The sequence below is a fragment of the Nocardia colli genome (assembly GCF_008704205.1).
GTDB classification, from domain to species: Bacteria; Actinomycetota; Actinomycetes; order Mycobacteriales; family Mycobacteriaceae; genus Nocardia; species Nocardia colli.
Map to the genome: position 1 here is coordinate 58,066 of NZ_VXLC01000030.1, position 25,447 is coordinate 83,512.

The 25,447-nt window shown below is 66.6% G+C and carries 31 protein-coding genes; 12 read left to right on the top strand and 19 right to left on the bottom strand.

Annotated features, from left to right (window positions below):
* Positions 1–4: 4 nt before the first annotated feature.
* Positions 5–346: a hypothetical protein gene (locus F3087_RS39805; protein ID WP_150407346.1), complete on the bottom strand. Its 342-nt coding sequence runs from the start codon at positions 344–346 to the stop codon at positions 5–7.
* 189 nt (positions 347–535) lie between these two features.
* Here F3087_RS39805 and F3087_RS39810 point away from each other — a divergent pair, with 189 nt between their 5' ends.
* Positions 536–739: a cold-shock protein gene (locus F3087_RS39810; protein ID WP_150407347.1), complete on the top strand. Its 204-nt coding sequence runs from the start codon at positions 536–538 to the stop codon at positions 737–739.
* 63 nt (positions 740–802) lie between these two features.
* Here the strand turns inward: F3087_RS39810 and F3087_RS39815 are convergent, their stop codons facing one another.
* Entirely contained in the window at positions 803–1,621 is an 819-nt protein-coding gene (locus F3087_RS39815) for an SDR family oxidoreductase (RefSeq protein ID WP_150407348.1), read from the bottom strand.
* 175 nt (positions 1,622–1,796) lie between these two features.
* Between F3087_RS39815 and F3087_RS39820 the strand changes: the two genes are divergently transcribed.
* Both F3087_RS39820 and F3087_RS39825 read left to right on the top strand, forming a co-directional pair.
* Positions 1,797–1,988, top strand: coding sequence for a hypothetical protein (locus F3087_RS39820; protein WP_150407349.1), 192 nt, complete (start codon positions 1,797–1,799; stop codon positions 1,986–1,988).
* 88 nt (positions 1,989–2,076) lie between these two features.
* A complete protein-coding gene (locus tag F3087_RS39825) occupies positions 2,077–3,483 on the top strand; it encodes an amidase (RefSeq protein ID WP_150407350.1) in 1,407 nt (468 codons plus the stop codon).
* Here F3087_RS39825 and F3087_RS39830 read toward each other — a convergent pair.
* From F3087_RS39830 to F3087_RS46285, 6 genes are all read right to left on the bottom strand, one after another.
* On the bottom strand, positions 3,473–5,524 hold the full coding sequence (locus F3087_RS39830) for a phosphocholine-specific phospholipase C (RefSeq protein ID WP_223885702.1): 2,052 nt from the start codon (positions 5,522–5,524) through the stop codon (positions 3,473–3,475). The two genes, F3087_RS39825 and F3087_RS39830, sit on opposite strands and share 11 nt — an antisense overlap.
* A 410-nt stretch (positions 5,525–5,934) precedes the next feature.
* A complete protein-coding gene (locus F3087_RS39835; RefSeq protein ID WP_150407351.1) occupies positions 5,935–6,762 on the bottom strand; it encodes an LLM class F420-dependent oxidoreductase in 828 nt (275 codons plus the stop codon).
* A gap of 46 nt (positions 6,763–6,808) precedes the next feature.
* On the bottom strand, positions 6,809–8,644 hold the full coding sequence (locus F3087_RS39840) for a glycosyltransferase (RefSeq protein WP_191094370.1): 1,836 nt from the start codon (positions 8,642–8,644) through the stop codon (positions 6,809–6,811).
* Between the two features lie 17 nt (positions 8,645–8,661).
* Positions 8,662–9,408 (bottom strand): hypothetical protein, encoded by a 747-nt coding sequence (locus F3087_RS39845; protein ID WP_150407353.1) that lies wholly within the window; start codon positions 9,406–9,408, stop codon positions 8,662–8,664.
* The gene (locus tag F3087_RS39850; protein WP_150407354.1) at positions 9,405–10,244 is read right to left on the bottom strand and encodes a DUF692 domain-containing protein; all 840 of its coding nucleotides are present in this window, start codon (positions 10,242–10,244) and stop codon (positions 9,405–9,407) included. The genes F3087_RS39845 and F3087_RS39850 overlap by 4 nt, the downstream gene beginning before the upstream one ends.
* Positions 10,237–10,377, bottom strand: coding sequence for a hypothetical protein (locus F3087_RS46285; RefSeq protein WP_191094371.1), 141 nt, complete (start codon positions 10,375–10,377; stop codon positions 10,237–10,239). Before F3087_RS46285 ends, F3087_RS39850 begins: the two co-directional genes overlap by 8 nt.
* A 238-nt stretch (positions 10,378–10,615) precedes the next feature.
* Between F3087_RS46285 and F3087_RS39855 the strand changes: the two genes are divergently transcribed.
* Positions 10,616–11,332 carry a LuxR C-terminal-related transcriptional regulator gene (locus F3087_RS39855; protein ID WP_223885705.1) on the top strand — a complete coding sequence of 239 codons (717 nt, stop codon included), beginning with the start codon at positions 10,616–10,618 and terminating at the stop codon, positions 11,330–11,332.
* A 148-nt stretch (positions 11,333–11,480) separates the two neighbouring features.
* Positions 11,481–11,783 carry a hypothetical protein gene (locus F3087_RS39860; RefSeq protein ID WP_150407355.1) on the top strand — a complete coding sequence of 101 codons (303 nt, stop codon included), beginning with the start codon at positions 11,481–11,483 and terminating at the stop codon, positions 11,781–11,783.
* Between the two features lie 70 nt (positions 11,784–11,853).
* Here the strand turns inward: F3087_RS39860 and F3087_RS39865 are convergent, their stop codons facing one another.
* On the bottom strand, positions 11,854–12,189 hold the full coding sequence (locus F3087_RS39865; RefSeq protein ID WP_150407356.1) for a histone-like nucleoid-structuring protein Lsr2: 336 nt from the start codon (positions 12,187–12,189) through the stop codon (positions 11,854–11,856).
* Between the two features lie 135 nt (positions 12,190–12,324).
* On the opposite strand from F3087_RS39865, the gene F3087_RS39870 reads away from it, so the two are divergent.
* A complete protein-coding gene (locus F3087_RS39870; RefSeq protein WP_150407357.1) occupies positions 12,325–13,386 on the top strand; it encodes a threonine aldolase family protein in 1,062 nt (353 codons plus the stop codon).
* Between the two features lie 4 nt (positions 13,387–13,390).
* Here F3087_RS39870 and F3087_RS39875 read toward each other — a convergent pair whose 3' ends face one another.
* Entirely contained in the window at positions 13,391–13,870 is a 480-nt protein-coding gene (locus F3087_RS39875) for a DoxX family protein (protein ID WP_150407358.1), read from the bottom strand.
* A gap of 180 nt (positions 13,871–14,050) precedes the next feature.
* On the opposite strand from F3087_RS39875, the gene F3087_RS39880 reads away from it, so the two are divergent.
* Positions 14,051–14,653 (top strand): GNAT family N-acetyltransferase, encoded by a 603-nt coding sequence (locus F3087_RS39880; protein ID WP_223885703.1) that lies wholly within the window; start codon positions 14,051–14,053, stop codon positions 14,651–14,653.
* Between the two features lie 24 nt (positions 14,654–14,677).
* Here the strand turns inward: F3087_RS39880 and F3087_RS39885 are convergent, their stop codons facing one another.
* The 3 genes from F3087_RS39885 to F3087_RS39895 form a co-directional block, all read right to left on the bottom strand.
* Positions 14,678–15,370, bottom strand: coding sequence for a hypothetical protein (locus F3087_RS39885; RefSeq protein WP_150407360.1), 693 nt, complete (start codon positions 15,368–15,370; stop codon positions 14,678–14,680).
* 321 nt (positions 15,371–15,691) lie between these two features.
* On the bottom strand, positions 15,692–16,009 hold the full coding sequence (locus F3087_RS39890; protein WP_150407361.1) for a hypothetical protein: 318 nt from the start codon (positions 16,007–16,009) through the stop codon (positions 15,692–15,694).
* A gap of 252 nt (positions 16,010–16,261) precedes the next feature.
* Entirely contained in the window at positions 16,262–17,143 is an 882-nt protein-coding gene (locus tag F3087_RS39895; protein ID WP_150407362.1) for an SDR family oxidoreductase, read from the bottom strand.
* Between the two features lie 84 nt (positions 17,144–17,227).
* Here F3087_RS39895 and F3087_RS39900 point away from each other — a divergent pair, with 84 nt between their 5' ends.
* Positions 17,228–17,806 carry a TetR/AcrR family transcriptional regulator gene (locus F3087_RS39900; RefSeq protein ID WP_150407363.1) on the top strand — a complete coding sequence of 193 codons (579 nt, stop codon included), beginning with the start codon at positions 17,228–17,230 and terminating at the stop codon, positions 17,804–17,806.
* Positions 17,807–17,876: 70 nt separating this feature from the next.
* A complete protein-coding gene (locus F3087_RS39905) occupies positions 17,877–18,197 on the top strand; it encodes a hypothetical protein (RefSeq protein WP_150407364.1) in 321 nt (106 codons plus the stop codon).
* Here the strand turns inward: F3087_RS39905 and F3087_RS39910 are convergent.
* From F3087_RS39910 to F3087_RS39925, 4 genes are all read right to left on the bottom strand, one after another.
* Positions 18,189–18,857 carry an HAD family hydrolase gene (locus tag F3087_RS39910; RefSeq protein ID WP_150407365.1) on the bottom strand — a complete coding sequence of 223 codons (669 nt, stop codon included), beginning with the start codon at positions 18,855–18,857 and terminating at the stop codon, positions 18,189–18,191. The genes F3087_RS39905 and F3087_RS39910 overlap by 9 nt on opposite strands.
* Before the next feature lie 170 nt (positions 18,858–19,027).
* Positions 19,028–19,393, bottom strand: coding sequence for a VOC family protein (locus F3087_RS39915; RefSeq protein ID WP_150407366.1), 366 nt, complete (start codon positions 19,391–19,393; stop codon positions 19,028–19,030).
* The gene (locus F3087_RS39920) at positions 19,344–20,531 is read right to left on the bottom strand and encodes a hypothetical protein (protein ID WP_223885704.1); all 1,188 of its coding nucleotides are present in this window, start codon (positions 20,529–20,531) and stop codon (positions 19,344–19,346) included. The genes F3087_RS39915 and F3087_RS39920 overlap by 50 nt, the downstream gene beginning before the upstream one ends.
* On the bottom strand, positions 20,528–21,457 hold the full coding sequence (locus F3087_RS39925; protein WP_150407367.1) for a metal-dependent hydrolase: 930 nt from the start codon (positions 21,455–21,457) through the stop codon (positions 20,528–20,530). The genes F3087_RS39920 and F3087_RS39925 overlap by 4 nt, the downstream gene beginning before the upstream one ends.
* Before the next feature lie 147 nt (positions 21,458–21,604).
* Between F3087_RS39925 and F3087_RS39930 the strand changes: the two genes are divergently transcribed.
* Entirely contained in the window at positions 21,605–22,204 is a 600-nt protein-coding gene (locus tag F3087_RS39930; protein ID WP_150407368.1) for a TetR/AcrR family transcriptional regulator, read from the top strand.
* 40 nt (positions 22,205–22,244) lie between these two features.
* On the opposite strand, the gene F3087_RS39935 is transcribed toward F3087_RS39930, so the two are convergent.
* Positions 22,245–22,784: an ester cyclase gene (locus tag F3087_RS39935; protein WP_150407369.1), complete on the bottom strand. Its 540-nt coding sequence runs from the start codon at positions 22,782–22,784 to the stop codon at positions 22,245–22,247.
* Positions 22,785–23,058: 274 nt separating this feature from the next.
* Here F3087_RS39935 and F3087_RS39940 point away from each other — a divergent pair, with 274 nt between their 5' ends.
* Positions 23,059–24,135, top strand: a complete 1,077-nt coding sequence (locus tag F3087_RS39940) for an ABC transporter substrate-binding protein (protein ID WP_150407370.1) — start codon at positions 23,059–23,061, stop codon at positions 24,133–24,135.
* Between the two features lie 40 nt (positions 24,136–24,175).
* Here the strand turns inward: F3087_RS39940 and F3087_RS46290 are convergent, their stop codons facing one another.
* Complete coding sequence (locus F3087_RS46290; RefSeq protein ID WP_191094372.1) at positions 24,176–24,352, bottom strand: DUF6011 domain-containing protein; 177 nt, start codon at positions 24,350–24,352, stop codon at positions 24,176–24,178.
* A 162-nt stretch (positions 24,353–24,514) separates the two neighbouring features.
* On the opposite strand from F3087_RS46290, the gene F3087_RS39945 reads away from it, so the two are divergent.
* Positions 24,515–25,384, top strand: a complete 870-nt coding sequence (locus F3087_RS39945) for an AraC family transcriptional regulator (protein WP_150407371.1) — start codon at positions 24,515–24,517, stop codon at positions 25,382–25,384.
* The last annotated feature ends 63 nt before the right edge of the window (positions 25,385–25,447 follow it).

The following is a 25,447-nucleotide window of genomic DNA, read 5'->3' on the forward strand; positions in this document are numbered from 1 at the left end:
GTCGTCAGGCCGCCAGCAGCGCCCGCGCATTACGCACTTCCGGTATCCCGATCACCTTGGCCGCCAAGAGGAATGCCATGACCCCGACCAGCGTCCCGGCAGCAAGCGTCACGAGATGCTCGACGCGCGGGTCCGGCACAGTGTGGCGGGTGACGACCATGATCGCCAGACAGGCTGTCGAATCGAGTGCTGGCGGTCGCGGCAATATGTCGATGTTGCTGCGAGACAAGGGAAGCCGGCAGGCTGAATCGTGATCGCGAACCTGCCGCACGGAATGTCCGAGATGCGCGAGCCGCTGGAATCGCTTGCGCGCCTGTTGATTCGAGGAACTGGCGTGGACTGCCACACCTTCCAGCGCTGCAAGTAGTAGGGGATCGGTGAGAGGGTGCGGAATCGGTGGGCTGAGTGTCGGTTAGCTCACATACTGGGATATTTCGTAGGGATTGCCGGCGATCCGTGACATGGTAGTGCAGTGAGATCAAGCTTATCGACGTGATTCGTTTGGCTCATCTACAGAAAAGAAGAAGTAAAAGTAATGGCTCAAGGCAGTGTGAAGTGGTTCAACAGCGAAAAGGGCTTCGGCTTTATCGCACAAGATGGTGGCGGCGCTGACGTGTTCGTTCACTACTCCGCCGTGGCCGGCTCGGGATTCAAGTCCCTCGAAGAAGGCCAGCGCGTGGAGTTCGAGGTCGGACAGGGACAGAAGGGGCCGCAGGCCCAGGACGTCCGCGCTATCTGATCGACATAGCGTGAAAGAGCCCCGCGCCCTTTGGGTGCGGGGCTTTTGCGTTGGGTCGGGCCGTCAGTTCCCTTGTGCCGCAGCGGAGATCGGCTGCCACCTACGCCACAGCTCCAGCCGGGACTCGTAGTCCCTGGTGGCTATCGTCAGCGGCGCTTCGCCGAGGAAGATGCGCAACGGCGGCTCGTCCGCGTCGACCACGGCCAGGATCGCGGTGCTGGTAGCAGTGGGGTCGCCGCTGGGCATCGACGAACGCTGCGCGGCCCTGGCTTCGCGTGCCGCGTCGTAGGCCGGGTTCGGGGTGGCGTGCTTCGATGACGGGCCCGCCCAGTCGGTGCCGAAGCCGCCGGGCTCGATCAGGGTCACGTGCACGCCGAACGGCGCCACCTCCTGGGCGAGCGACTGCGAGAAACCCTCGAGCGCCCACTTCGACGCGTGGTACGCGCCCAGGTTCAGGAAGGCGGAGATGCCGCCGATGCTGGAGACCTGGATGATGTGGCCGCTGCCCTGCTCACGCAGGATCGGGACCGCCGCCTGGGTGACCCACAGGGCGCCGAACACATTGGTCTCGAACTGCGCCCGCAGCTCTTCCTCGGTGAGTTCCTCGATCATGCCGAACTGCCCGTAGCCGGCATTGTTGACGACCACGTCGAGCCGCCCGAAGCGGTCGACCATCTGCTGCACGGCGGCGAAGTCGCCCGCCCGATCGGTGACGTCCAGGCGGATCGGCTGGAAGGTGTTGGGGTACTTGGCGACCAGGTCGTCGAGCGTACTCAGGTCGCGTGCGGTGCCTGCGACACTGTCGCCGCGCTCCAGGGCGGCGAGTGCCCATTCGCGGCCGAATCCTCGGGAAACGCCGGTGATGAACCAAACTTTGCTCATGCCTCCACGCTAGTCACCTGGAGTGCACTCCAAGCAAGGGCCGCGGCGCGCGATTTCCCGCTGTGTGAGCCAGTCCACTCGATTTTCGTCCGCGCCGCCCTACGCGCCGGTATCGTTCCCGAACCTGAGGCAAAGCCTCTGCTCGGAACCGCTTTTTCCTGCCGAGGAGGTCGCAATGCGGCGCATCTCTCTCCGCCCGCTGTGGCGTCACGTGCAGCGTGGCCTGATCTTGTGCGGTGCGTGCACCGGTGGATCGGCCCGCTGCTACATCGAGTGGGCGCGGGCCAATCCCGTCGACCCCCCGAAGCAGGAATGCTGGGACTGGTCTGTGCCACAGCAGTGGTACGAGGCGGCCCATCGGCACTGAACCAAGCACTCGGGGCGTGCGGCCGGCCCGCTCTGCTGGAAGAATCTCCTTGTCGCGGTGACTGTCTCGCGCGCCGAGAGGGGTCTCTATGAGTGATCCGGCCGATCTACCCGCCACCGCCGTGCTGGCGGGTTACCGCGATCGAACGTTGTCGCCGGTCGAGGTCGTCGATGCGGTGCTGGCGCGGATCGAGCGGTGGGAGCCGCACATCAACGCCCTGTACGTCGATTTTGCCGAGCAGGCGCGGGCGGCCGCGGTCGCCAGTGCGCAGCGCTGGCAGCGCGGGGAACCGGCGGGTCCGCTCGACGGGATCGCGCTCACGCTCAAGGAGAACATCGCTACCGCGGGCTGTCCGACGCCGTTCGGCACCGCCGGTTCGGACCTCACGCCGGCCGCCGCGAACAGTCCGACCGCCGACCGGGTCCAGGAGGCGGCCGGCATTCTGGTCGGCAAGACCACGATGCCCGACTACGGGATGTCGTCGAGCGGGCAGTCCAGCATTCACGGCGTCACGCGCAATCCGTGGAATCTCGCGCTCAATCCGGGAGGTTCGAGCTCGGGGGCAGCCGCGGCGGCCGCGGCCGGATATGGGCCGATCCACTACGGCACCGATATCGGCGGGTCGATCCGATTGCCCGCGGGCTGGTGTGGCGTGGTCGGGTTCAAGCCGAGCTTCGGGCTGATCCCGGTGGTCCCGCCGTACCTCGGCCGCACGATCGGCCCGTTGACCAGGACGGTCGCGGATGCGGCGCTCGCGACATCGGCGGTGGCGATACCGGACCGGCGCGATCACACGGCTGGACCAGAGCTCGCCACCGATTGGGCCGCCGCGTCCAGACCACTCCAGCTTTCCGGTCTCCGGATCGGCTTGATGACGGACGCAGGCGCCGGCTTTCCGGTGGAACCCGCTGTGAGTGCCGCGGTCGGCGCGGTCGCCGAGCTGCTGCAATCCCTGGGCGCGCACGTCGAGAAGGTCGAGCCGATCATGACCGAGGACATGCTCGCCGGACTGAACGATTTCTGGTGCATGCGGCAGTGGTCGGACATCCGTTCATTGCCCGCGGCACGCAAAGAAAAGATCTCCCCCTTCATCCACGACTGGACCGCCGACGCCGAAAACCTGACCGGTGCCGTGGTTTTCGCCGGCTACTCGCAGTTCGACACCATGGCCTTCGCTGCCGACCGCAGGCTCGACCACGTCGACTTCCTCATCACCCCGACCTCCCCGGTCACCACCTGGCCGGTGGAAAAGATCGTCCCCGACGACGATCCGACCCTCCCGTTCAAGCATGTCTGCTTCACCATCCCGTTCAACCCCGCCGGGCACCCGGCCGTCTCGATGAACTGCGGCCGGGTCGCCGACGGCACCGCCATCGGCGTCCAATTCGTCGGCCGCCGCTTCGACGACGTCCGGCTGCTGCGACTGGCCGCCGCCTTCGAGGAGGCGCGCCCGGCACCGGCACCGTGGCCGAGCGCGCCGCCGGTCAGCCCGTGACGCTCGGCTGGCCGTTCTCGATGTGGCCGCGGAAGTGGCGCTGGTAGACCGGGTCGATGTCGACGGTGAGGGACAGGTCGTACCAGCCCTTGCCATAGCTGAGGGCATTCCAGGTGTCGGTGGTGGTTTTGCCGGGGGCGATCTTGTAGGTCCACGGGCCGCCGGTGCGGTAGCTGTTGGCCTTGACCGTGACGACGGCGGGGGCGGTGCCCTTGTTCGTCATCGTCAACTGCAGTTTGTTGTCGGCGGAGTACGCCGCAGTCACCTCGAGCGGCGAGGTCGAGGTGCCGTTCATGCGCCAGAGGAAGCGGTTGGGGCCGTGAATGGCGATGCCGTATTTCTTGTCCGGGTAGCTCTGGACGTTCCAGGTGTCGGAAATCGTGGCACCGGATTTCACGTCGTAGTGCCACGGGCCGTCGGTGCGGCCGTCTGCCCGATATGCGGCTAATTGGATATCGGCGGCACCGGTATTGCGGAATGTGGTGGTCAGTGCGCCGCTGGCGATGAGGGTTGCGTTGGCGACGGGCGCGTAGGGGAGGGCGCGGGCAGGCCGGGTGCCGGATTCCTGCTCCGGTGGGTGCTGGCTCCCGATCGCCGGGGGTGTGGGCTTCGGCAGTTTGCTCTGGGTGGCATCTGCTTGTGCGCGAAGGGCATTCGCGTCGGGCAGCATCGGCACGGTGGTGTTGGGCTTGGCGAAATCGAAGCAGCCGGTGAGGTCGCCGCAGATGGAGCGGCGCCAGGCGGAGATGTTGGGTTCGTCGACGCCGGTCCACTTCTCCAGGAAGCGGATCACCGAAGTGTGGTCGTGCACTTGCGAGTTGACCCAGCCGCCGCGGCTCCACGGCGAGATCACCAGCATGGGGACGCGCGGGCCGAGGCCGATGGGCTGACCGTTGACGTATTCGCCGGGTGTGCCGGGCGGCGCCATCGGCGGGGGAACGTGGTCGAAGAAGCCGTCGTTCTCGTCGAAGTTGATCAGCAGAGCGGTCGAGTTCCACAGATTCTGATTGCCCCACAACGCTTTCAGCACGGCCTGGGTGTAGGCGGCGCCGTCGACGGGGCGGGCGGCGGGATGCTCGGAATACCCGTAGGGGGCGACCACCCAGGAGACCTGGGGGAGGCGGCCGCCGGAACAGTCGGCGATGAAGTCCGCGAGGACATGGTCGACCTGCTTGCCCTGACCCGAGTCCGGCTTCCAGTTCTGGGCGCCGAATACCTTTGCCCGCGAGGCTAGTTCGGTGTTCTTCGGATCGTGGTAGGCATCGAAGAGCCACAGCGGGTTGTCGCCGTAGTCGCCGACGAACGGGTGGCCGCCGTCATCGCCCACCTCGTCGTTGGCATAGACCTTCCAGCTGATTCCCTTGTTCTGCAAGCGTTCCGGATAGGTGGTCCACCGATAGACGGGCTTGTAGTCGGCCGGGTTGCTGATCGCCGGACCGCCGAATTGCCCGGCGGGGTCGATGGTTCCGGTCCAGTGGTAGAGCCGGTTGGGCGTGGTCGGGCCGAGGACGGAGCAGTAGTAGTGGTCGCAGACGGTGAACGCGTCGGCGAGCGCGCGATGGAACGGGATGTCCGCGTCGGTGAAATAGCTCATGGCCATCTCGCCTTTCGCCGCGGTCCAGCCGTCGCTCCAGCCGCCGCGGACCGCGCGATGCTGATCGTCCCAGCCGTGCGGCAGATCGCCCAGGTCCTGGCCGTCCACCTTGGCGGTGTCGACGTGGAAGGGCAGCAGGTAGCCGCCGTCGGATCGGCCCGGATCCGGTTGATAGTAGACATTTCGGCCATCGGCCTTCACCACGACCGATGCGTCGGCGAGCCCGCGCACGCCGCGCATCGTGCCGAAATAGTGGTCGAACGAGCGATTTTCCTGCATCAGGATCACCACGTGCTCGACATCGCCGAGCGTCCCCTTGCGGCTGGGCGCCGCGAGGGACTCGGCCATCCCGGCGGGCAATATTTGCAGCCCGCCGCCCAATGCGGCCGCGCCGAGCGCCCCACCGATGAATCGTCGCCTTGGAAAACCCGAACCTATGTGGGGCACAGCATTCCTCTCGATACGACATCAAAACTGACGTGCAGAGTAAAGAATGTTCGCTTGCTATAACCATCAACGATGGTTTCGGCCGGAGGCAACTGGGCAGTGAACAAGCTGTAACTGGGACCCGAATGGGCGGGGACTACGCGGGTTTGGGCAAACATCCCGTTAATTGCTGACGGACGGCAGAAGAATTGATCGGCGCGGTAGCGGCCTCACCTGCGACGCCCGCCCTCGACCGGCGTCGCCGCCAGGAACTGGCCTGCAACACCCGCTCCCCAGTCGGAACTCGGATCTGAATCGTGGAGTCGGGCAAAATGGAACGCTCCATGATGTGCGGAGTCTGGCTCTGCACAGCATGGAGCATTGGTTTCGGACCCCGCGATCGAGCGGGGATTCAGTCCAGCGCCGTGGCTTCAGCCGCGGGACAGGTACTGGTCGGCTATTTTGGCGAATTCGTCCAGTTTGTGCAGGGTTTCCGATTCGGGACGGGTGGGCAGGGTGAGGGAGACGCGCGCGATGCCGGCTTCGGCGTAGGCGTCGAGCAGGGCTGGGTCGGCGTTGGCACCGAGGACTGAGATCGGGAGGTCGTGGCCGTCGAGTTGGGCGAGCTGGGCGGGGATATCGGCGGGGTCGGCCACGGCGAGCGGGACCCAGCCGACGCCGTGGCGGATCGCGCGCTTGGCGGCGGAGTCGCCGCCGCCGATGAAGATCGGCGGGTGCGGCTGCTGGACGGGCTTGGGCCAGGCGTAGATGGGATCGAAATCGACGAAGCGGCCGTGGTATTCGGCGAGGTCCTTGGTCCAGATCTCGCGGATGGCCTCGATCTGCTCGTCGACCAGCGCGCCGCGGGTGCGCGGGTCGGTGCCGTGGTTGGCCATCTCCTCCCGGTTCCAGCCGATGCCGACGCCGAAGACGAAGCGGCCGTTCGAGATTCGGTCGAGCGTGGCGATCTGCTTGGCGGTGTGGATGAGGTCGCGCTGGACCAGCAGGGTGACCCCGGACGCGAGGATCAACCGCTCGGTCACCGCCGCGACGGCGGCCAGGGTGACGAACGGATCCTCCACCCGGTAGTACATTCGCGGCAGGTCGCCCCCGCCCGGATAGGCGGTCTCGCGGCTCGCGGGAATGTGCGAATGTTCCGCCAGGAACAGCGATTCGAACCCCCGCTCTTCCAACGCCGGGCCAAGCTTCGGACCACTGATGCCCTCGTCGGTGACGAAGGTATTGATACCGATCTCCATGCGCAGACCAACCGAGGACCTACCGCCGGATATTCCGGGCTACGGGTCAGCACAGCTGCACGACGTGATCGATGGCGAATTGCCGTAGCCGTTCCCGGACTGCGGCCGGTGCGGCGCCGTGGGTTCGTGCGGCGAGGTCGATGAGTTCGTCGACCGTTCGGGCGCCGTCGCAGAGGTCGAGCAGGTCGCGGGTGGCGGGCGTCAGGCGGAAGATCCGGCCTTTGAGGCTCGGGTGTTTGTGGAACGCGCACAGCCAGGGGTCGCCGTGCACGTAGTCGCCGCGGGTGGTCAGAGAGTCCATGGCGAGCGTGAATTCGGCTATGCGGAGCAGCGCGCTGCGGGTCGGACGCAATCGGCCGAAGTCGGGGTCGCGTCGTGCGCCGGCTGAGCGGGTGAAGGCCGGGTGGACGGCGGCATGGTCCGTGTCAACCGCCAGCCAGAGGCGATGTTGCTCGAAGCGGATGATCTCGCGGACGGTGTCGAGTGGGTGGTCCAGGTGTGTGTCCTCATCGACGGATTCGGCGATGAGCGTCGCGAAATCCTGCGCGCTGATCGGTGTCGCGCGGTGCAGTAGTTGCTCGACTCGACCGTTGAGGATGGCCATGGTTTGCGGCATGTTCTTGCGCAGCAACGGAAGTACTGCGTCGGCGGCCGGTTGGAGCGGTCTGCCATGAATCACGGCATCGAACATCGACTCGTAGGAAGCGCCCAGTTCGTCGTTGTCCGCCAAGGGAATCCGCTTGGCACTCTGTCGTCCGAATTCGACCGCGGCTACCGGGTTCTCGATTACCTCAGCGAGAACCGCAGCCAGTCCGTCGATATCGCGAGGGTCTTCGACGACGCGAGCATTGTCGCGCAGCTCCGGCCAATACGGCTGGGTGCGAACCACTTCCGCGGACAGCACCGCGCAGGTTCCGCTGCTGAGCAGTTCCATCGGCAGCCCGGGGCGGTGCACCTCCACCGGGAAATCCCGTTCCAGGCCGCACACCGCGGTGCAGGCCCGCAATATCTCGGGAACGCGCCAGTGCGGCAGGAAGGGGAGTGTCCAGGTCACGTCGGCGAGGCCGAGTTCGTCCACCGCGGTGAGGAAGCGCCGGCGTTCGGTGCCGCCCGACATGACCACGAAGTTGAATCGCATGCCGCGCCGGCGCAATCGCGCGAGCGCTTCGATGAGGTCGTAGGAGCCCTTGGTGATCCCGAGCTTGCCGTACACGCCGATCGTGGCGACGCCGGGATCGAGGGGCGCGGTATTGCGCACCCACGGTGCGTCGCTCAGCCGCGCGACTAGCGCCGACAGGTCGGCGACCGGGCCATCGGGGGTGAACTCTGGTGGCAGCGAAGCCCGGGGGATCGGGGCGATCCGATTGAGCGGAATCCCCAACCCGGTCAGATTCCGGTCGCCGACAACAAGATCCGCGCGCCGCAAGACCTCCCGGTAGGCCTGGCCCAACTCCGGGTGATCGAGCAGGCGCGTCCGATCGCTGCCCGCGTGCTGGACGACGTGCGGAACCCCGGTCCAGGACGCGGCCAGATGGGCGCTCAACCCGTAGGGCTCCAAGTAGGCCGAGAACACGAGATCTGCCCCGTGCAGCCGGATTTCCTCGGTCGCAAGCGCGGCAAGCTTGGTCGCGAACGGATTGGCGGTAGGGATGCACGCCCGTGCACGCTCCCACCGACCGGTCGAGATCACCCGAACCGCACCGCCATTGGGAAACGTCGCCTCGAGTTGCCGGAAATCGCTCTCGTCGAGCTGGATTCGGTAGTCGTCCTCGACCTCGTCGGCATTGGTCACCACGTCCACCTGGTGCCCGCGTTCGGCCAGCGACCGCGCCATCCAGTAGCAGTGCGCGCTCACCCCGCCCTGGATCGGCGGATACTTCATTACCGCGCAAATGCGCATCAGCCCGCCCGGTTTCCGTCGAGCAGCCGTTCCTGCCGGGCGAACCGCACCACCGGCTCGGCCGCGGGCGGATACGGTGCGCCGGACCGCAGGACGCGATAAGCCTGCTCGCCCAGGCGATAACAGGCCAGCGCGGAGCGTCCGGCGACCTTGACCAAGGCGATGCGGATCGGCGTCGCCGTGCCGTCGCTGGGGACTTCGCCGGTGCGCATCCACTCGTTGTGCTGGGCAACCACATCGGTGTCGAACTCGGCGAGCCGCACGTGCGCGCCGAGTTCGGACCCGTCGTCCGTCGCGTGCTCGGCCGCGAGAGTGGCTGCCGGGTCGTACAACAACTCCAGGCGCAGCACCTCGTACCTGGCGAGGTCGGCCATGTGCTGCCGCCCGCTGGTCACCAGATAGTCGAGAAACCTTGTCCCCTCGGCCAATACCCGCTTGTGATTCTGCTGACCCTCGACGTGCACCGGCGGATAGCGCCGGATGAAGTCGCCGAGCAACTCGTGCTGATGCGGCGCCGCGGACAGGGTGGCGGGCAGGCAGCGGGCGAGCATGTCCAGTCGCTTGTTCGTCACCGAGCGGATGTTGATGTCGAGCTGCCGGCGATCGGCGGCGACCAGCAGATCCAGCTCGGTCCGGGTGAGCCCGAACCGGGCGGCCAGCTCGGTCGGCCGCTCGTCCAACAGGATTCGCGCGTCGCCGGCGGTGAGCAGCTCCGCCAGCGCCCGCTGGAAACCGCTGCCGGTCATCCGCCCACCACCGAACCGATCGCCGCCCTGGCCCGGCGCAGGTCCGCGGTGAGTTCGTCGAAGTCGTCCGGAAACTCTTGGTCGCGTTCGAGAATGACGCACCGCAAGGCCGGCGTCCGGTCGGACACGTACTCCAGCAGCTCCCACACCTCGGCGGGCACCGGGGCCGAATGCGAGTCCAGCAGTGTGCCTTCCGACCAGTAGCCGCCCGCCAGATGCATCTGCACCACCCGTTCGAGCGGGATCGAGTTCAGGAACTCGATCGGGTCGTAGCCGTGGTTGGTGGCGTTGACGAAGACGTTCGTCAGGTCGAGAAGCAGGCCGCAGCCCGCCTTTTCGACCACCCGCGTGATGAACTCGGCTTCGGACAACTCGGCCGGGAAGTCCAGGTGATAGGTGATGTTCTCCAGCAGGAACGGGGTTCCGACCTGCTCCTGCACCTGCCGTGCCTTGTCCGCGATGTCGTCGGCGAGGTCCCGCGTGCGCATCAGCGGGGTCAACTGGCCGATCGAGACGCCGCCCGCCCGGGTGAAGGACAGGTGGTCGCTGCACCACGGTGCGCGGACCCGTGCCACCAGCTGGGCGAGATCATCGAGATAGGTGAGGTCGAGCGGTCCCTCGGTGCCGATCGACATCTCGATTCCGTGCGGTACCAACGCAAACCGGTCGCGGAGCTGTTCGAGGGGGCCGCCCACCGGCGTGTCGAGAAAGTTCTCGGTGATGATCTCCAGGCAGTCGATCGGTTCCTGGTTCGCCATGATCGCGGCGTCCAGTTCCCGGCGATATCCGAGACCCACCCCGAGCGCAGGCAGGCGGCCGAGGTCGAAATCAGGCATAGCACATGCAGCAGCCACCGCAGCTGCAGCAGGGGAGCACGCCCATGATGCGGTTCTCGGTGGCGCCCTCGTCCTCCGCCAGCTCGACGCGCTCGAAGAGGTATGGATCCATCAGTTCTACTGCGACCGACATTGTTCTCACCTTTCGTCAGGTACCGAGCAGTCAGCATGGGCCGGGCCGGTGGCTGTCGGACAGGGAGTACGGACCCATGGTCGCCGGGAATCTTTCCCGGACGGCTGGGAAGGCACACGGGTGCCGGGTTCGGTCAGCGGTCCGGCTTCTTCCCATACGGGCCAGGTCAGCGCACGCTCGAGCGGGACAGCGCGGGGAACCGGGCTGATATCCAGGACCGTGCAGGGGGTTGATCACTGTGCTGCCGAAGGCCGCTGCCCAGCGGCGAACGTTCGGGCCGGAGCTTTCGGTCATCGACGGCATCGGTGCGACATTGACCGGAACGCGACCGTTGACCGTGGTGCTCGCCGACGACCACGCGGTGGTCCGGGCGGGTTTGCGGTCGCTGCTGAGCTCCGTCGACTGGATCGAGATCGTCGCCGAGACCACCGCGGACGGTGCGTTGCGCGAGGCGGTGCTGAGCCGGCCGGATGTGCTGATCCTCGGGCAGTGGCGGCATCCCGAAAGCGGGGCGGTCATCGGCGAATTGGCGCGGTCCGCGCCGGGGGTCGCGGTGCTGGTGTTCAGCGTCGGCGAGGACGACGAGTCGGTGTTCGCGGCGATCCGGGCCGGCGCGGGCGGCTGTCTGCGTGATGCCGCGGACCGCGACGACATCCTGCACGCGATCTGCGCGGTGTCCGCGGGCTGGGTCGTATTGAGTCCACACATCGGCGGCAGGCTCGCGGCCATGCTGGCCGACCCCACTCGGCATGCCCGTCCGTTTCCGGATCTGACCACCAGGGAATTCGATGTGCTGACCCATGTCGCCGCCGGGTTATCGAATGCGGCTATCGCCGCCGAACTCCAGTTGGCGCCGAAAACGATCAGTAACTATCTGTCCCGCATCTTTACCAAACTCGGTGTCGCGGATCGCGCCAACGCGATCGTGCGCGCACGCGATGCGGGGCTGGGATGAGTACTGGGCGGTCGACTGTGAAGTGTCGGTTGTTCGACCGACAACAGGGTTTCCGGTACGTATTCCGGTGTAGAGTTCAACTACTTTCCTCGGGTCCCGAAGCGCGGCTCGCTGCGTATTGGTGCCGTCTCTGGAGTTGTGCATGCCGATGAGTAGCGATAAGACTGATTTGCGCATTAGTGCCGCGCCCAGCGTCGGTGGTGGGTCGGGCAAACTGGAACCGGATCTGGTGTGGCAGTGGGTGAAGTCGATGACGGCCAGTCGGCGGACCGCTCAGCGCCTCGGCGGGGAATTCCCGACGGTGTCCTCGAATGTAATCCAGGCGGCCGTCGCGCAAGCCCGCGCCGAACTGCATCCACTACTGGCCGACTCGCTCACGGAAATGACCGAATTGCTTGCCCGCGAACGTATCCGGCGAGCCACCCGATCGATGAACGGACGGCGCAGATGAAAAAGCCGCGGGCTCGGCAGGGCAGCACCAGGTCTGCGCGGCCGAGCCCGACTCGGCGTTCCGGGTGGACCTACATGCTCGCCTTCTTGTAGGCGTCCACGACCTCGGCCGAAATCCGCCCGCGGCTCGACACATCAATACCCTTCTGGCGTGCCCATTCACGGATGACACCGGTCTGCTCCCGCCCGGCCGCCGGCTGCGAGCGCGTGCTCGTACCCCGCGGTGCGCGTCCGACCTTGCGGGCCGTCGCGGTCCACTCCGCGAAAATGCCGCGGAGTTGCTTGGCGTTCAGTGCCGACAGATCCATCTCGTAGGCCACGCCATCCAAGGTGAAGTGCACTGTTTCTTCGGCCTGGGACTTGCCGTCGTAGTCGTCGACCAGTGTCACAACGACCTTGCGTGCCATGGAGTTTCCCCTTCGTAGATGCTCGAATGTGTAGAAGCGACAATCGTAGACCCATGGAATGACGCGTGGACTTCGCGGTATCCGTGTTCGAACAATCCGAACTGGATGAGAAGCTGATCTGTGCTCGAGACTTCGATGACCGATGCCGTTCGCCGGCATGATCCAGCGGTGCGCGGGTTCGCCAGTGACAACTATGCCGGGGTGCATCCGGAGGTGCTGGCGGCGCTCGCGCTGGCCAACGGCGGCCACCAGATCGCCTACGGCGGGGACGACTACACCGCGCATCTGCAACAGGTGTTCGCGCGGCATTTCGGCGAGCGGGCCAGCGCGTATCCGGTATTCAACGGCACCGGCGCGAATGTCGTTTCGCTGCAAGCGCTGCTGCCCCGATGGGGTGCGGTGATCGCGGCCGAGTCGGCGCACATCAACATGGACGAGTGCGGTGCGCCGGAGAAGCTGGCCGGGGTAAAGATTCATACCGTCGCCACTCCGGACGGCAAATTGACTCCGGAGTTGATCGATCGGCAAGCCTACGGGTGGGGCGATGAGCATCGCGCGCAGCCGCTGGCCGTGTCGATCACGCAGAGCACCGAACTCGGCACCCTTTACACCGTCGAGGAACTGTGCGCGATCTGCGAGCACGCGCACGAACGCGGCATGCTCGTGCATGTCGACGGCTCCCGGCTGGCCAACGCGGCCGCCTCGCTCGGCGTGCCGTTGCGCGCGATCACCACCGATGTGGGGGTGGACGTGGTGTCCTTCGGTGGCACCAAAAATGGTCTGCTGCTTGGTGAATGCGTGGTCGTGCTCGATCCCGGGGCGGTGCGCGACCTGGTCTACCTGCGCAAGATGTCGATGCAGCTGGCCTCGAAGATGCGGTTCGTCTCGGTGCAGTTCGAGGCGCTGCTCGGCGGGGATCTGTGGTTGCGCAGTGCCGCGCATGCCAACGCGATGGCGACGCGACTCGCGGCGGCGGTGCGCGGTATCGACGGTGTGCGGATTGTGCGTCCGGTGCAGGCGAACGCCGTGTTCGCGATTCTGCCGCGGGACGTGACCGAGCGATTGCAGCAGCGTTATCGGTTCTATCTGTGGGATCAGCACACCGGCGAAGTGCGCTGGATGTGTGCGTTCGACACCACCGAGGACGATATCGATGGGTTTGCCGAAGCGATTGCCGAGGAGATGAGCAAGGCCTGATTCGCTAGCCGCGGGTGGGGGCCACGGCTGCCGGAGTTGTGCGTCGCTGTGCGCGGCTGGGGCGCGGAATCAGCGCACCGACGGCGAATGCGCCGGGGCCGAGCACGGCAATGAGGAAGAACGCCCAGCAGAACATCACCGCGGCCTCGCCGCCATTCTGGATCGGCAGGATGCCGGTCTTCAAATGCACGAACAGGAACGCGTAGGCCATCGATCCCGAGCAGAGCAGCGCGGCGATCCGGGTGCCGAGGCCGAGGGTCACCAAACCGCCCGCGACCAGCTGGATCGCCGACGCCCACCAGCTCGGCCAGCTGGCGAACTCGGCGACGTGGCCGCTGTGCGGGGCGACCGGCCAGGCGAACAGGCCGGACATGCCGTGAATGGCGAACGAGAGTCCGACGAGAATGCGAAACAGGCCGAGCACAATCGCGCCGGGACTGCCCGGGGCGGGACCGGCGTTCGCTTCGGAAGACAGCAGATGCATGACACGACCTCGAATCCGTCGTTTTCGGATGATCGGAAGCGCCACCCGTATCTGTCACTACGATCCGCAGGCGCGAATTGTTCAGCAACTGGCGACGTCGAGTATTCGACGTCCGTGTCCTCCCCACTTGATTCGCCGGTATCCGAGGCGGGGGACCTTCGGCCGCTACAGTCGGAAGCTGTGCTACGCCCTGACCTACCGATCGCTACCGAGCGACTTATCCTTCGCACCGCCACGCCCGCGGATCTCGACGAGATGCACGCGTACAAATCTCGGCCCGAGGTTTGCCGCTATCTGCCCTACGAGCCCATGTCCCGCGACCAGGTCGCCGAGCGGCTCGCCGGGCCGTGGGCGCGGACCGAGCTGACCGAAGTGGATCAGGGGCTCAACCTGAGCGTCGAGGACAAGGCGACCGGACGGTTGCTCGGCGACGTCGTGCTGTTCTGGCGGGACGCCGAAAGTCGCAGCGGCGAAATCGGTTACGTGTTCTCGCCGGCCGTCGCGGGGCGCGGGTACGCCACCGAAGCGGCCCGCGCACTGTTGCGGCTGGGCTTCGAACAGCTTTCGCTGCACCGGATTACGGCCCGCATCGATGGACGCAACGATGCGTCGGCCCGCGTCCTCGGACGTCTCGGGATGCGCCGCGAGGCAGTGCATCTGGAGGACCTGTGGTTCAAGAACGAGTGGAGCGACACCATCGTCTACGCGATGCTCGAGCACGAATGGCGTAGCCGGACCACCGAACTCGGCAACTCGATGAACCTCGGAGCCGGCCGTCCCTGAATCGGCACGGCCGGTTCGATTCGGTCAGCCGGGGAGCTGGTTGTAGAGCCGGACGAGTTCTTCGGCGGTGGCGCGGGCGGCGGCGCAACCGCCGGCGGCCTCGATCGCGATGAACTCGGAGCTCCAGGCGTCGCTGATCGGGTTGTAGCGATCGGTGCCGGGGCGGGCCGGTTGGGGTGTGGTCGAGACGTCGAGCGTGCAGGAGCCGGGGGAGCGCGGGGTTTCGGGCTGCGGGTTCTCCAACGCCGGTAATCCGCCGATTCTGGTTTCTCGCTCGGCGCTGCCCGGTTGCGGGGTGAAGTGCTCGTTGGTGAACCTGTATCGGATGTCCTGCAAGGTCGAGTCGTCGCCGTGGTCCAAGCGGAAGCTGCACGCCCACGGGTTCGTGGTGTCCGCACGGTTCGGTCCCGCTGCGGGCTCATAGTTCGAGACCAACGCAGGGTGGTGTCCGTCGCCGATCTTGCCGAGCACGGCGCACGGGTCGAGGGCGGCGAGGCGGGAGTTCATATGTGCGCGTGGTGAAGTCGTCCGTAGCGCGCGTTCGGATCGGTGCGGGGCGACTGATCTGGCGACGTCCCGTACCGCCGCGCACTGGTCGAGCTTGCCGTCGGCGAACACCATGAGACTCAGGTGGTCGTCGATGGGCACATTCGCGCCGCACCCGGCCCCGGGTGCGTAGACGATCTCGTCGAGCGAGGTACCGATACTGCGGGACATGCTGACGTGGATCGACCCGAGTAGTTCGCCGCCGGGCGACTTGAAAGAGGCCGCGCAACTGTTGAATTCGAAGAGTGCGCCGACGTATGCCGGCGTCCCGATTCGGCGCAGTGCCGCCTCGTCGAGGTAGCCGCACGGATCCAGCGGACGGAGCGTATCGCGGTAGGCGATCGTCGCTTGGTCCTGTGCCGGCAGGGATTTCGTCCACCGCAGCTGTCCGCTCCGATCATCATCGATTGGTCATCGCCAGATCATGGACATGGTGCGGCGGCCCGATTCGGGCCGCCGGAACTGAGCCGGCGGCGGATCGGCAGAGGCGAACTACGCTTGGATTACCTCGATGCGGACCATTGCGCCCAGCGAGTCACAGCTGGCCCAGGATTGGTTCTGTCCGTACTGGATCGGGCCGTATTTCCAGTAGGTGAAAGGGACGGGCCAGGCGACGCAGGTGAGTTTTGCTTGGTGCCAGGTCGGGAGTTCGCAATTGACCATTCCGCCGGTGTTGAAGACGTTGTAGACGTGACAGTTGGCCTCCGGCACCGGGACGTCTGCCTGGGCCACGCCACCGCCTGCGAGCACTGCGGATGCTGCTGCGGTGGCGACCACGGCGCCGGCGGCAATTCGCTTCGCTGAGAACATTTCGGACCTCCTGAATTGGTGTTGCCTGAAACATCGCACGCGGATGGCAGTTGTTACTCGGAAATGTTTGCAACTTGCGCTGCGGACCGTGCTGGCTCCGAATGCACCGGCGTAATCGCCCGGTTTACCACTGCGCGGTAACGGAGGTTCTATGAATAACGATGTCGAGGGCCGGAGCGCTTGCGCACCCACCGAATAGCGGCCTTACCGAACAATGAGTCCCGCAAGTTTTCGCTTGCGGGACTATCGATTTCAGCGCTGGATGTTCTCCAGATCCGCCAGCAGACTCGGATGCCGGGGCGCCCAGCCGAGCGCCTGCCGGGTGTGGGCGCTGGACGCGGGCTGGTCGGCCGCGAAGATCGAGCCGAGCGGGCCGTAGGTGTCCGTCGGCACCGGCTGCACGGGCAGCCCCAGCCGGCGGCCGATGACCGCGGCGATGTCCCGCACCGCGTCTCCTTCGTCCGCCACGGCATGCCAGGAGGTACCGGCCTGCGCCTGCTCCAGCGCGAGCCGGAACAGGACCGCCGCGTCCAGCGCGTGCACGGCCGGCCACCGTTGTGCGCCGTCGCCCGGATAGCCGGACACTCCGCTCTGGCGCGCGATGTCGGTGAGCAGACCGGCGAACCCACCCGCGCCCTGGTTGTGCACGGTGCGCGGCAGGCGGATAGCCGTGCTCCGGACCCCGCGCGCGGCCAGATCGAGGATCGCCGCCACCGTTCGGCTGCGGCCACCGACCGGCCCGTCGGTCGAAAGCGGGTCGGCCTCGGTGCACGCCCGGCCGGATACCCAGGGCGTACCCGCGACGGTGACGAGGGGGCGGTCGCTGCCGAGAAGCTCCGTGCCGAGGGTCGTGAGGGCGGCGGTTTCCTCCGCGACGGCCGTCGCGACGGCCTCCGGGCTGCTGAAGTCGTTGGCGAAGGCCAGATGAACAACCCCGTCCGCCTTCGCGACACCCGCGCGCAGGGTGTCCAGGTCGGCGAGCGAACCCCGCAGCGGCTCGGCGCCGACGGCTTCGGCGGCCTGTGCGGACTCATCGGAGCGGACGAGCGCGAGCACGGAGTGGCCGTGGCCGAGGAGTTCGGCGACGACAGCGGACCCGATCAGGCCGGTGCCACCGGTGACGAAGACGTGCATGAGACTCTCCTCAAGTGATGGGACTCTTGTCCCGTCACGCTACCACCATGACGGAACCTTTGTCCCATCACTTATGCTGAACCCATGGCGCGATGGGAACCAGGGGCACGCGAACGCCTCGTCGTGGCGGCCGTCGACCTGTTCACCGAACAGGGCTACGACGCCACGACGGTCACGCAGATCGCCGAACGGGCGGGCGTCACGAAAAGCACCTTCTTCCGGCACTTTCCGGACAAGCGCGAGCTGCTGGTGGCCGGGCAGGAGGCGCTGAGCCGGCTGCTGTCCGAAGGAATCGCCGAGGCGCCCGCGAACGCGACCCCGCTCGAGGCGGTCGCCGCCGGGCTCGAGCGCGCCGCGAGCACGATGGGCCCGGTCAACCGGCAGCTCGCGCCGCGCGTGCAGGCCGCCATCGCCGCCAGCGCTGAACTGCAGGAACGCGACGCCCTCAAAACCGTCAGCCTCGCGGCCGCGATGACCACCGCACTGCTCGCCCGCGGCGTACCCGATCCGACCGCGGCCCTCGCCAGCGAGCTCGGCGTCCTCGCCTTCAAGCGGGGATTCGCCGAATGGTCCGCGACCGACCGCGAGACCGGGGAGGAACTCGTCGCGTGCACGTTGGCGGCGTTGGGTGAATTGCGTGCGGCGAGCGTGGCGCTGGGCTGAGCGGGCGGACACGGCACTCGACCACCGTGCCTAACCTTCGATGTCGGTGCGCGACCATATGGTTGGACGTATGACCGACATTGCTCCACTTGCCGCGTCCTCACGGGCCACCTTCGGCGATCCGGGCGTGCACGCCGTCGTCCGATCCGGGCGCACCGTGCATGCGGTCAGTCTCGGGCAATGGGTCGGTGACGAAGAAGTGCCCGAACTGCTGTGTCACACCGGGGTCGCCGGATGGTCACCCGCGGCGCTGGAACCGACCCGGGAAGCAGTCACCTGCGCGCGATGCCTGCGCAGGACCGGGAGGGAAAGCATTGCGTCGCAGCAGCTTCCGCTGTTCGGCGAGATCGATATCGCCGACGAATCGGACCGGTTGCCGCTCTCAGAGTAGGTGCTCGATCGGGCTGTGCTCGAGCTCGCGCAACAGGTCGGCGACGTCGTCGCAGACGAAGGTCGCACCCTCGTCTTCGAGTTCGGCGCGCGAGATTCCGCCGCTGAGCACCCCGACGGTCGGCACGCCGAGGGCGGTGCAGGCGCGGATGTCCCATACCGTGTCGCCGACGAAGACCGCGCGCTCCGGTGGGACGCCGGCTCGATCGAGCGCGATCTGCACGATGGCCGGATCGGGTTTGGCGGTGTCGACGTCTTCGCCGCTGGTGATCGCATAGAGCACGGATTCGCTGTCGAGCAGTTTCCGCAGGACGGACAGCTCGTCCGGCGGGGCGGACGTGGCGAGCAGGACCCGCAGGCCGCGGGCGTGCAGGGCGGCCAGCACCTCCCGGGCTCCGGGCAGCAAGGTCAGTTCATCGGCGCTGTCGAGGTAGTAGCGAGAGTGCAGGTCGTCGGCGCGTTCGGCGGCGGTGTCGTCGAGGTCGCCGGCCAGCGTCTTGATCAGGGTGTCGCCGTCCATCCCGATGGCGCGGTGGATGCGCCAGGTCGGCACGGTGGCGCCTGCCTCGCGAAACGCCCGATGCCAGGCTCGGGCGTGCAGGTAGTTGGAGTCGACGAGAGTTCCGTCGATGTCGAACAGTACCGCCGCAGGCTCGGGCAAGGAGCACTCCTTCGCTCGGGACCGGTGTGGTGCCGGTCTGCGCACGATCTACCCCGGATGCTCCAGTCGAACCGTTTCGGCGGTTGGTTCGCGCCGCCTCGCTTTTCATCGCCGCCCGGCCGCACAAGCCGATACGGGTAGCTCGTCGCTGGGCTGCCGCAAACCATCACTCAGTCGAGGCAGAACTCGTTGCCCTCGACGTCCTGCATCACCAGGCACGACTCGTTGACGCCATCGGCCCGCAGTAGTTCGACGCGTGCCGCGCCGAGCGGGATCAATCGCGCGCATTCGGCCTCCAGTGCGGCCACGCGCTCCTCACCCACCAGTCCGGTGCCGACCCGCACGTCGAGATGAACCCGATTCTTGACTACCTTCCCTTCGGGAACAGGCTGAAAGTACAGCCGCGGGCCGGCGCCGGAGGGGTCGACGGCCGATGCGCCCTGCTGCTCGTACCCCAACACCTCGGACCAGAACTGAGCGACGCGCTCAGGTTCCGCGCAGTCGAAGGTGACCTGGATCTGTCTGACGGTTGCCATCGGTCCACGATAGAGCGCCGGGATTTTCGTTGTCGCGCGACTTTTCGCGCGGCACCCGGAACGTGGCGAGCACGGTGGCGATCGCGATGACGAAGCAGGCGATCGTGTACCAGAGGTTGCCGGTGGGGTCGCCGTTGGCGGTATGGCCGTCGGTTGCATTGAAGTAGTCGGGTAAGGCGGTGGCCCACAGTAGGGCCATGACGGCCAGGTAGACGACCGCATACCACTGGACCAGCGGGTTGCGGTATCCATCGGCGGATCCGGGGCGCAACGCCGACCACTGCCGGTACATCAGCACGACGGCAACCATCGAAAGTGCGAAAAGCTCTGCTGCGTAGAGGAATCCGCGTACCGTGTCGCTGCCCATGCCGAAAATCGTTGCCGGCAACGGCAGCACGAAGGTGCCGACCGAGGCCAGCAGCCCGATCACGATCGTGCGCGATACCAATTGCAGCCCAGTGAATTTCGTACCAGTCTCGACGGGCCGGCCGACGAAGTACCGCACACAAAGCGCCAGCGACATCGGCCACAGCGCGGCGAAGACGACGACGCTGGGCAGCGGCACCGAATCGAACATCGGCTGGTTGATCGGATTGTCCACCGACCATTCCCACCAGCGCAGTTGCGGGCCGATCTGGTCGAAGATCTCGTAGAACGCGTGGTGCACGAAGCCGACGCACGCCGCGCCGAGCAGCAGGCCGTGACGCTGGAAGATGCCCAGCATGCGCACGAGTTCGTAGGCCAGCGTGGCCATCAGCGGATAGATCGCGACGATGTAGAGCGGCAGCCTGCCCCACAGGAAGTCCACGGTGAATACGTTGTGCGCGAACATCGTGTCGACATGATCGGCGATCCCGAACGCCGACGGGAAATACAACGGCGGTTCGATCACGAACAGGTAGGCGGTCGCGCCGAACCACAGCACCAGGTTGGTCGGGTCGCCGTGCCTGCGCAGTCGCACGATCGCGTAGATCAGCGCGAGCACCGACCCGAGCACGATGGTCAGTTCGAGCACCGGCAATGTCCAGTTCTCCAGCGCGGCCGGATTGCGGAACTCGACGAGCCCGCCGGCTTCGTCGCACGAAAAGCCCAGCCGTGCAGCGAGATCGGCGAAGGTGGGGGTGCACAACTCGCTCATCGGTTCGCCGCCAAGCTCTGGTCCGCGGTGTACCAGCGCGTGCAGTCGTAGCCCGCGTCGTACCGTTCGAACCAGCGGCCCGCCAGCTCGGGCAGCTGCTCGTGCGTCGGATCGTGTTTGGGCAGCTGGCTGCGGACGACGCCGGCCAGCGCGGTGAGCTGCTCGCGACGCGAGAGTCCGTCGAACGCGCGTGGCATCGGACCCTTGGTCAGGTACGGCGCAATGGCTTGCAGCACCTTCTGTTTGGTGCGGTGGGTGGCGAACATGGACAGCGCGTCGACCTGCCGATCGGCGAGTGGGACGTGCAGGTTGAACCCGGTGCACGCGATCCGGATCACCTTCATCACGTGCGCGAAGATCGACGGCGCCATCCGCATCCGGTAGAGCTCGTTCCCGACAACGGAATCGAAGATGATCAGCGCGGAACTGCGGTGCTCGACCTCCTCGACGAAATGCCAGATGAACAGGGACGCGACCCGGTCGTCGCCCGGGCGGAACAGGGTCGCCTCGTTGTCGAGCATCAGCTTGAACACCGGCGTGAAGGTGGCCTCCAGGTCGGCGGTGTAGGCGAGGCGGTACTCGCGCGAGGTCGCCTCGGTGAGCAGGTCGAACTCGCCGATCACGGCATCGAGGGTGTTCTGCAGTCCCGGATACTGTTTGATCAGCGCCTTGACGTGCTGGCGATGCGCGGTCGAGTGGTGCCCCTCCTGCCGCATGAACGCGACCGCCTCCTGCGCCACCTCCGGATCGGTGAGCACCGGCTTGAGCTGCATGATCAGCTTCACGATCATCTTCTCGAAGCCGACCGCCAGGAACGACACCGCGTTGGACATGCTCGACCACGCCGGGTTCTGCGGGTTCCACAGGAACGGGACATCGGCTTCCTCGAAGCCGAAATCCATCTTTCGGGGCTGCAATTCGGTCACGGTGGGTTACCTCGCGTCGGTGAGTGGTCGTCCATGTGCGGTGCGGGAGAAGCACATTGAATGTCACCATACAGCTGTGCGTCAATGTGTATGATTACTTTCGTGAGGTCGGAAGCGTCACGCCGCCGCACTGGTATCGTCCGGTCGGTGGCGCGCAGACGCGGGTGGGGCGGGAGTCCGCCGAAGGACGACGACGAAGCGCATCGGCGCATCGTCGCCGCCGCGGTCGAACTGATCGGGCAGACCGGCAAGGCGATCAGCATCGCCGACGTCGCGGACGCGCTCGGCGTCATCCGCCAGACCGTGTACCGCTACTTTCCGAGTTCCGAGTCGTTGATGGCGGCGGCCGCGATCGCGTCGGTCGACGGGTTTCTCGATCGATTGACCGCGCACGTAGCGGGCCTCGCCGATCCGGCCGAGGCGATGATCGAGGGCGTGGTCTACACCCTCACCGAGGTGCGCCGCACCCCGCACCTCGGCATCCTGCTGTCGAGTTCGTACTCGAACGTCGACCCGGACAGCCTCACCTCGGCGCAGGCGAAAGCCTTCGGCATGACGATGATCCATCGCTTCGACGTCGATTGGGAGCGTCACGGTTACGACGAAGCCGCCCTGGGCGAGCTGGTCGAATACGTCCTGCGGACCATGCACTCGTTCTTCGTGTCGCCGGGCAATCCGCCGCGCACCGACGACGAACTGCGCGCCTACCTGCGTCGCTGGATGGGCACGGCGATCGCCGCGCAGTGATAGGGGTTCCTAGGCGGAGCCGGTCGAAGCAGCTCCCGGGTTAACGAGTCCCGTTCTCCCGCTGGGCCTTACGCTTGGCCCGCGCCATCCGCACCAGATAGGCCGGGGTCGGCGGGACCCATCCGAGCTGGACGGCCTGCCCGAGGTCGTCCCGGTTGGCCCAGTGCTCGATGATCTTGCCCTCCGCGATCCGCAACCAATGTGATTGGGTGACCGCGAAAGTCTTGCCGGTCGGCGGGAACACCTGGTCCACTTGTCCGTCTTCGCCGTACGCGACGAACGGACCGACGTGCCGTCCGTGCATGGTGGTGTGCAAGACCGCCAGATCGCCGTCCACCACCGCGGCCTCGATGGTGTGGTGCAGGTCCGCATACGCGGCGCGCAGCCAGAGTGCCGTCGCGTAGTAGGCGGCCGGACCGCGTCCCCGGGCAGCAGGCGGCTCGGCCTTTGCCTCCCGGTTGGTCGCGTCCGGGTGGATGACCTCGTCGAACTCGGCGCGCTCACCGCCGGCCATGAGGTCGACCGAGCGAATGGCGAGTTCGCGCGCCGTCTCGGCCGTGGTCAGGGAAGTGTTGTCCATGGGGTCTCGCAATCGGGGTACGGGCTTGTCTCCGATATGTATCGAGTGCGACGGGCTGGGGGTTAATGCTGTGGACGCGGTTCGGACGGTGCAATGGTTCTCGGGCAACGGAACTCGGGTGGCGGCCCGCCCGGCGACGTCCTCGACAGTGGTCACCGCGACGACGGCAGCAACTACAACTGCATCCTGCAGGAAGAACCAGATGGCGGGCGGGGCAGCCCGACTGGCGTTACGGTCGCTGTGGTCCGAATCTGCGTACGGCAGAATCCAGCTCATGAGCACAACACCCGACAGATCGTCCGTTCAGATCGGCGCTCTCGTTCCGCTGACCCGGCCGGGCTGGGTCGAGGCGGGCCGGCACTTGCTCGCTGGACTCGAGTTGGGCGTTCGGGAAGCCAATGCGGCCGGCGGGATCGGTGGGCGGCCGCTCGGGTTGGTGGTCCGAGATACCGCGGCCGATCCTGAGCGGGCCGCTTCTGCCGTAACGGAATTGGCTGAATCGGGCGTAGTCGCCATCGCGGGGGAGTATCACAGCGTCGTCGCTCGAGCCGCTGCGACGCGGGCCGATGCTCTCGGTGTGCCGTTCCTCTGCTCGTCGGCGGTGCTCGACACGCTCACCGAACAGCCGACGGAATGGGTTGCGCGCCTTGCCCCGCCGCAGTCTCGTGGCTGGCAGACCTATGCGGACTTCCTGCTGGGCGCGGGTCACACTCGGATCGCCGTGGCCGCGCAGCCGAGTGTCTACTGGGCGGCCGGGACACGCATTCTGTGGGACTATCTCGAGCCGCGCGGCGGCACGGTCATCGAGATGCGCGCGCTCACGGACGTGTGCGACGAACTCGTCGACAGTCGCGCGACTGCCCTCCTGCTGCTGGTCGGCACCCCGGAGCCGGCCGTGCCGATCGTGCAGTCCGTTCGTCGTGATCCGCGCCTCGCCGACCTCCTGATCGGCGCTCCGGCCGGACAACCGGAGTTCGCCGAATGGTCGAGGCTGCTGGGCGACGACGGCACCGCGATCCCGTTCCTGCGCTACCTGCCCGAGCAACTCACCCCGCTCGGGGCTCGAGTCGAGACGGCCCTCCGAGCGGAGCTGACCGAAGCCCCCTCCTTCGTCGCCTTCGAGGGCTACGACACGATCGCTGTTCTCGCCGACCTGCTGCGTTCGCACGGCGTGGGCCGGGCGCGGATCGCCGAATCCTGGTCCCGCGTAGCGGTCGAAGGAACCCGCGGGCCGATCCGCTTCGCCCGCACGCAGGGTATCGGTGTGTGGCAATGGGTTTGGCCGCCGATTCAAGTCGTCGACCGAGATCCGTCTGACCCCGGTTGTCTCCGGATCCGACATTCCCGCTAGCATCGTATCTGATTGGCGCAGTATGCATTTCGTGCTTTGTTCAGGCGGAGATGTCGAACAGGGTGAGTGCTCGGGTGGCGCGCTGCTCGGCGCGTTCGCGCATCGCGCAGGTCGGTCCGATGCCCTGGGTGACTGATTCCGCCGAGAGGAGCCAGCCGTGACAGCGCCGGCAGTGGGCGACCAGTCTGGCCTCGGGTTTGTTGTCGGTCTCGGCCATCTCGCTCTCCTCCGGCCGTGGGTCGATATGTTGTCAGCCTGACACAGGGGTACGACAGTCCCGATCCGGTCGACGAGGCTGCCGGGGGATGATCGGATCGGTTCGCAGCGGTCGGGTATTGCCGGGATTGTTCCGCGAGAGTTGATGTCGAAGGGAGGCCACATGATCTCGGCACTCAATCAGCTCGTCGACCTCGTCGACGCGCGCCTCACCGAGGAACTCGACGTCAGCGGGTTGGCGAAGACGCTCGGCACGACGGAATACCATCTGCGGCGGATGTTTTCGTCGTTGGCGGGGATGCCGCTGTCGGAGTACGTGCGGCGGCGACGGATGACGGTCGCGGCCGCCGAGGTGGTTCGGGGCGAGGACGATTTGCTGAGCATCGCGGTGCGGCACGGTTACGGGTCGACCCAGGCGTTCGGTCGCGCGTTCCGGGCGGTGCACGGGGCCGGGCCCGGTGAGGTTCGCCGGGATGGCGGTCCCCTTCGCACACAACCGCAACTCAGGTTTCGCCTGACTGTCGAAGGGAGCATTCCTATGGACACCCGCATCATCGATCGATCCGCGTTCCGGCTGGTCGGACACGCGGCGCGCGTTCCGCTCATCCATCAGGGCGTCAATCCGCAGATCGAGCAGCACATCGCCGCGCTGCCGCAGGAAGAGCATCTGCGGCTGAAGGCGCTCGGGGATGTCGAGCCGACGGGGCTGCTGCAAGTCTGTGACGACCTCGATCCGGACAGTACCGAGGGCAGTGAACTGACTTACCTGCACGGAGTCGCGGTCTCGCCGGACACCGCGGTCGCCGACGACCTCGACGCCATCGAGGTCCCGACCGGCACCTGGGCGGTCTTCCGCACCGCCGGGGAGTATCCGCAGGCTCTGCAACAGACGTGGGCAGCGACGGCGACCGACTGGTTCCCGTCCAACCCGTGGCGGTTGCGGACAGGACCCTCGATCGTCGCGGTGCTCGACCGCGCGGACGACTTCAGCACCGCGACCTGCGAGTTGTGGTTGCCCGTCGAGCGGGCCTAGTTGGACAGATGATCACCGGGAACTGATGCTGTTCGGCTCTCGCTTGGGTTCAAGGGGTGGATG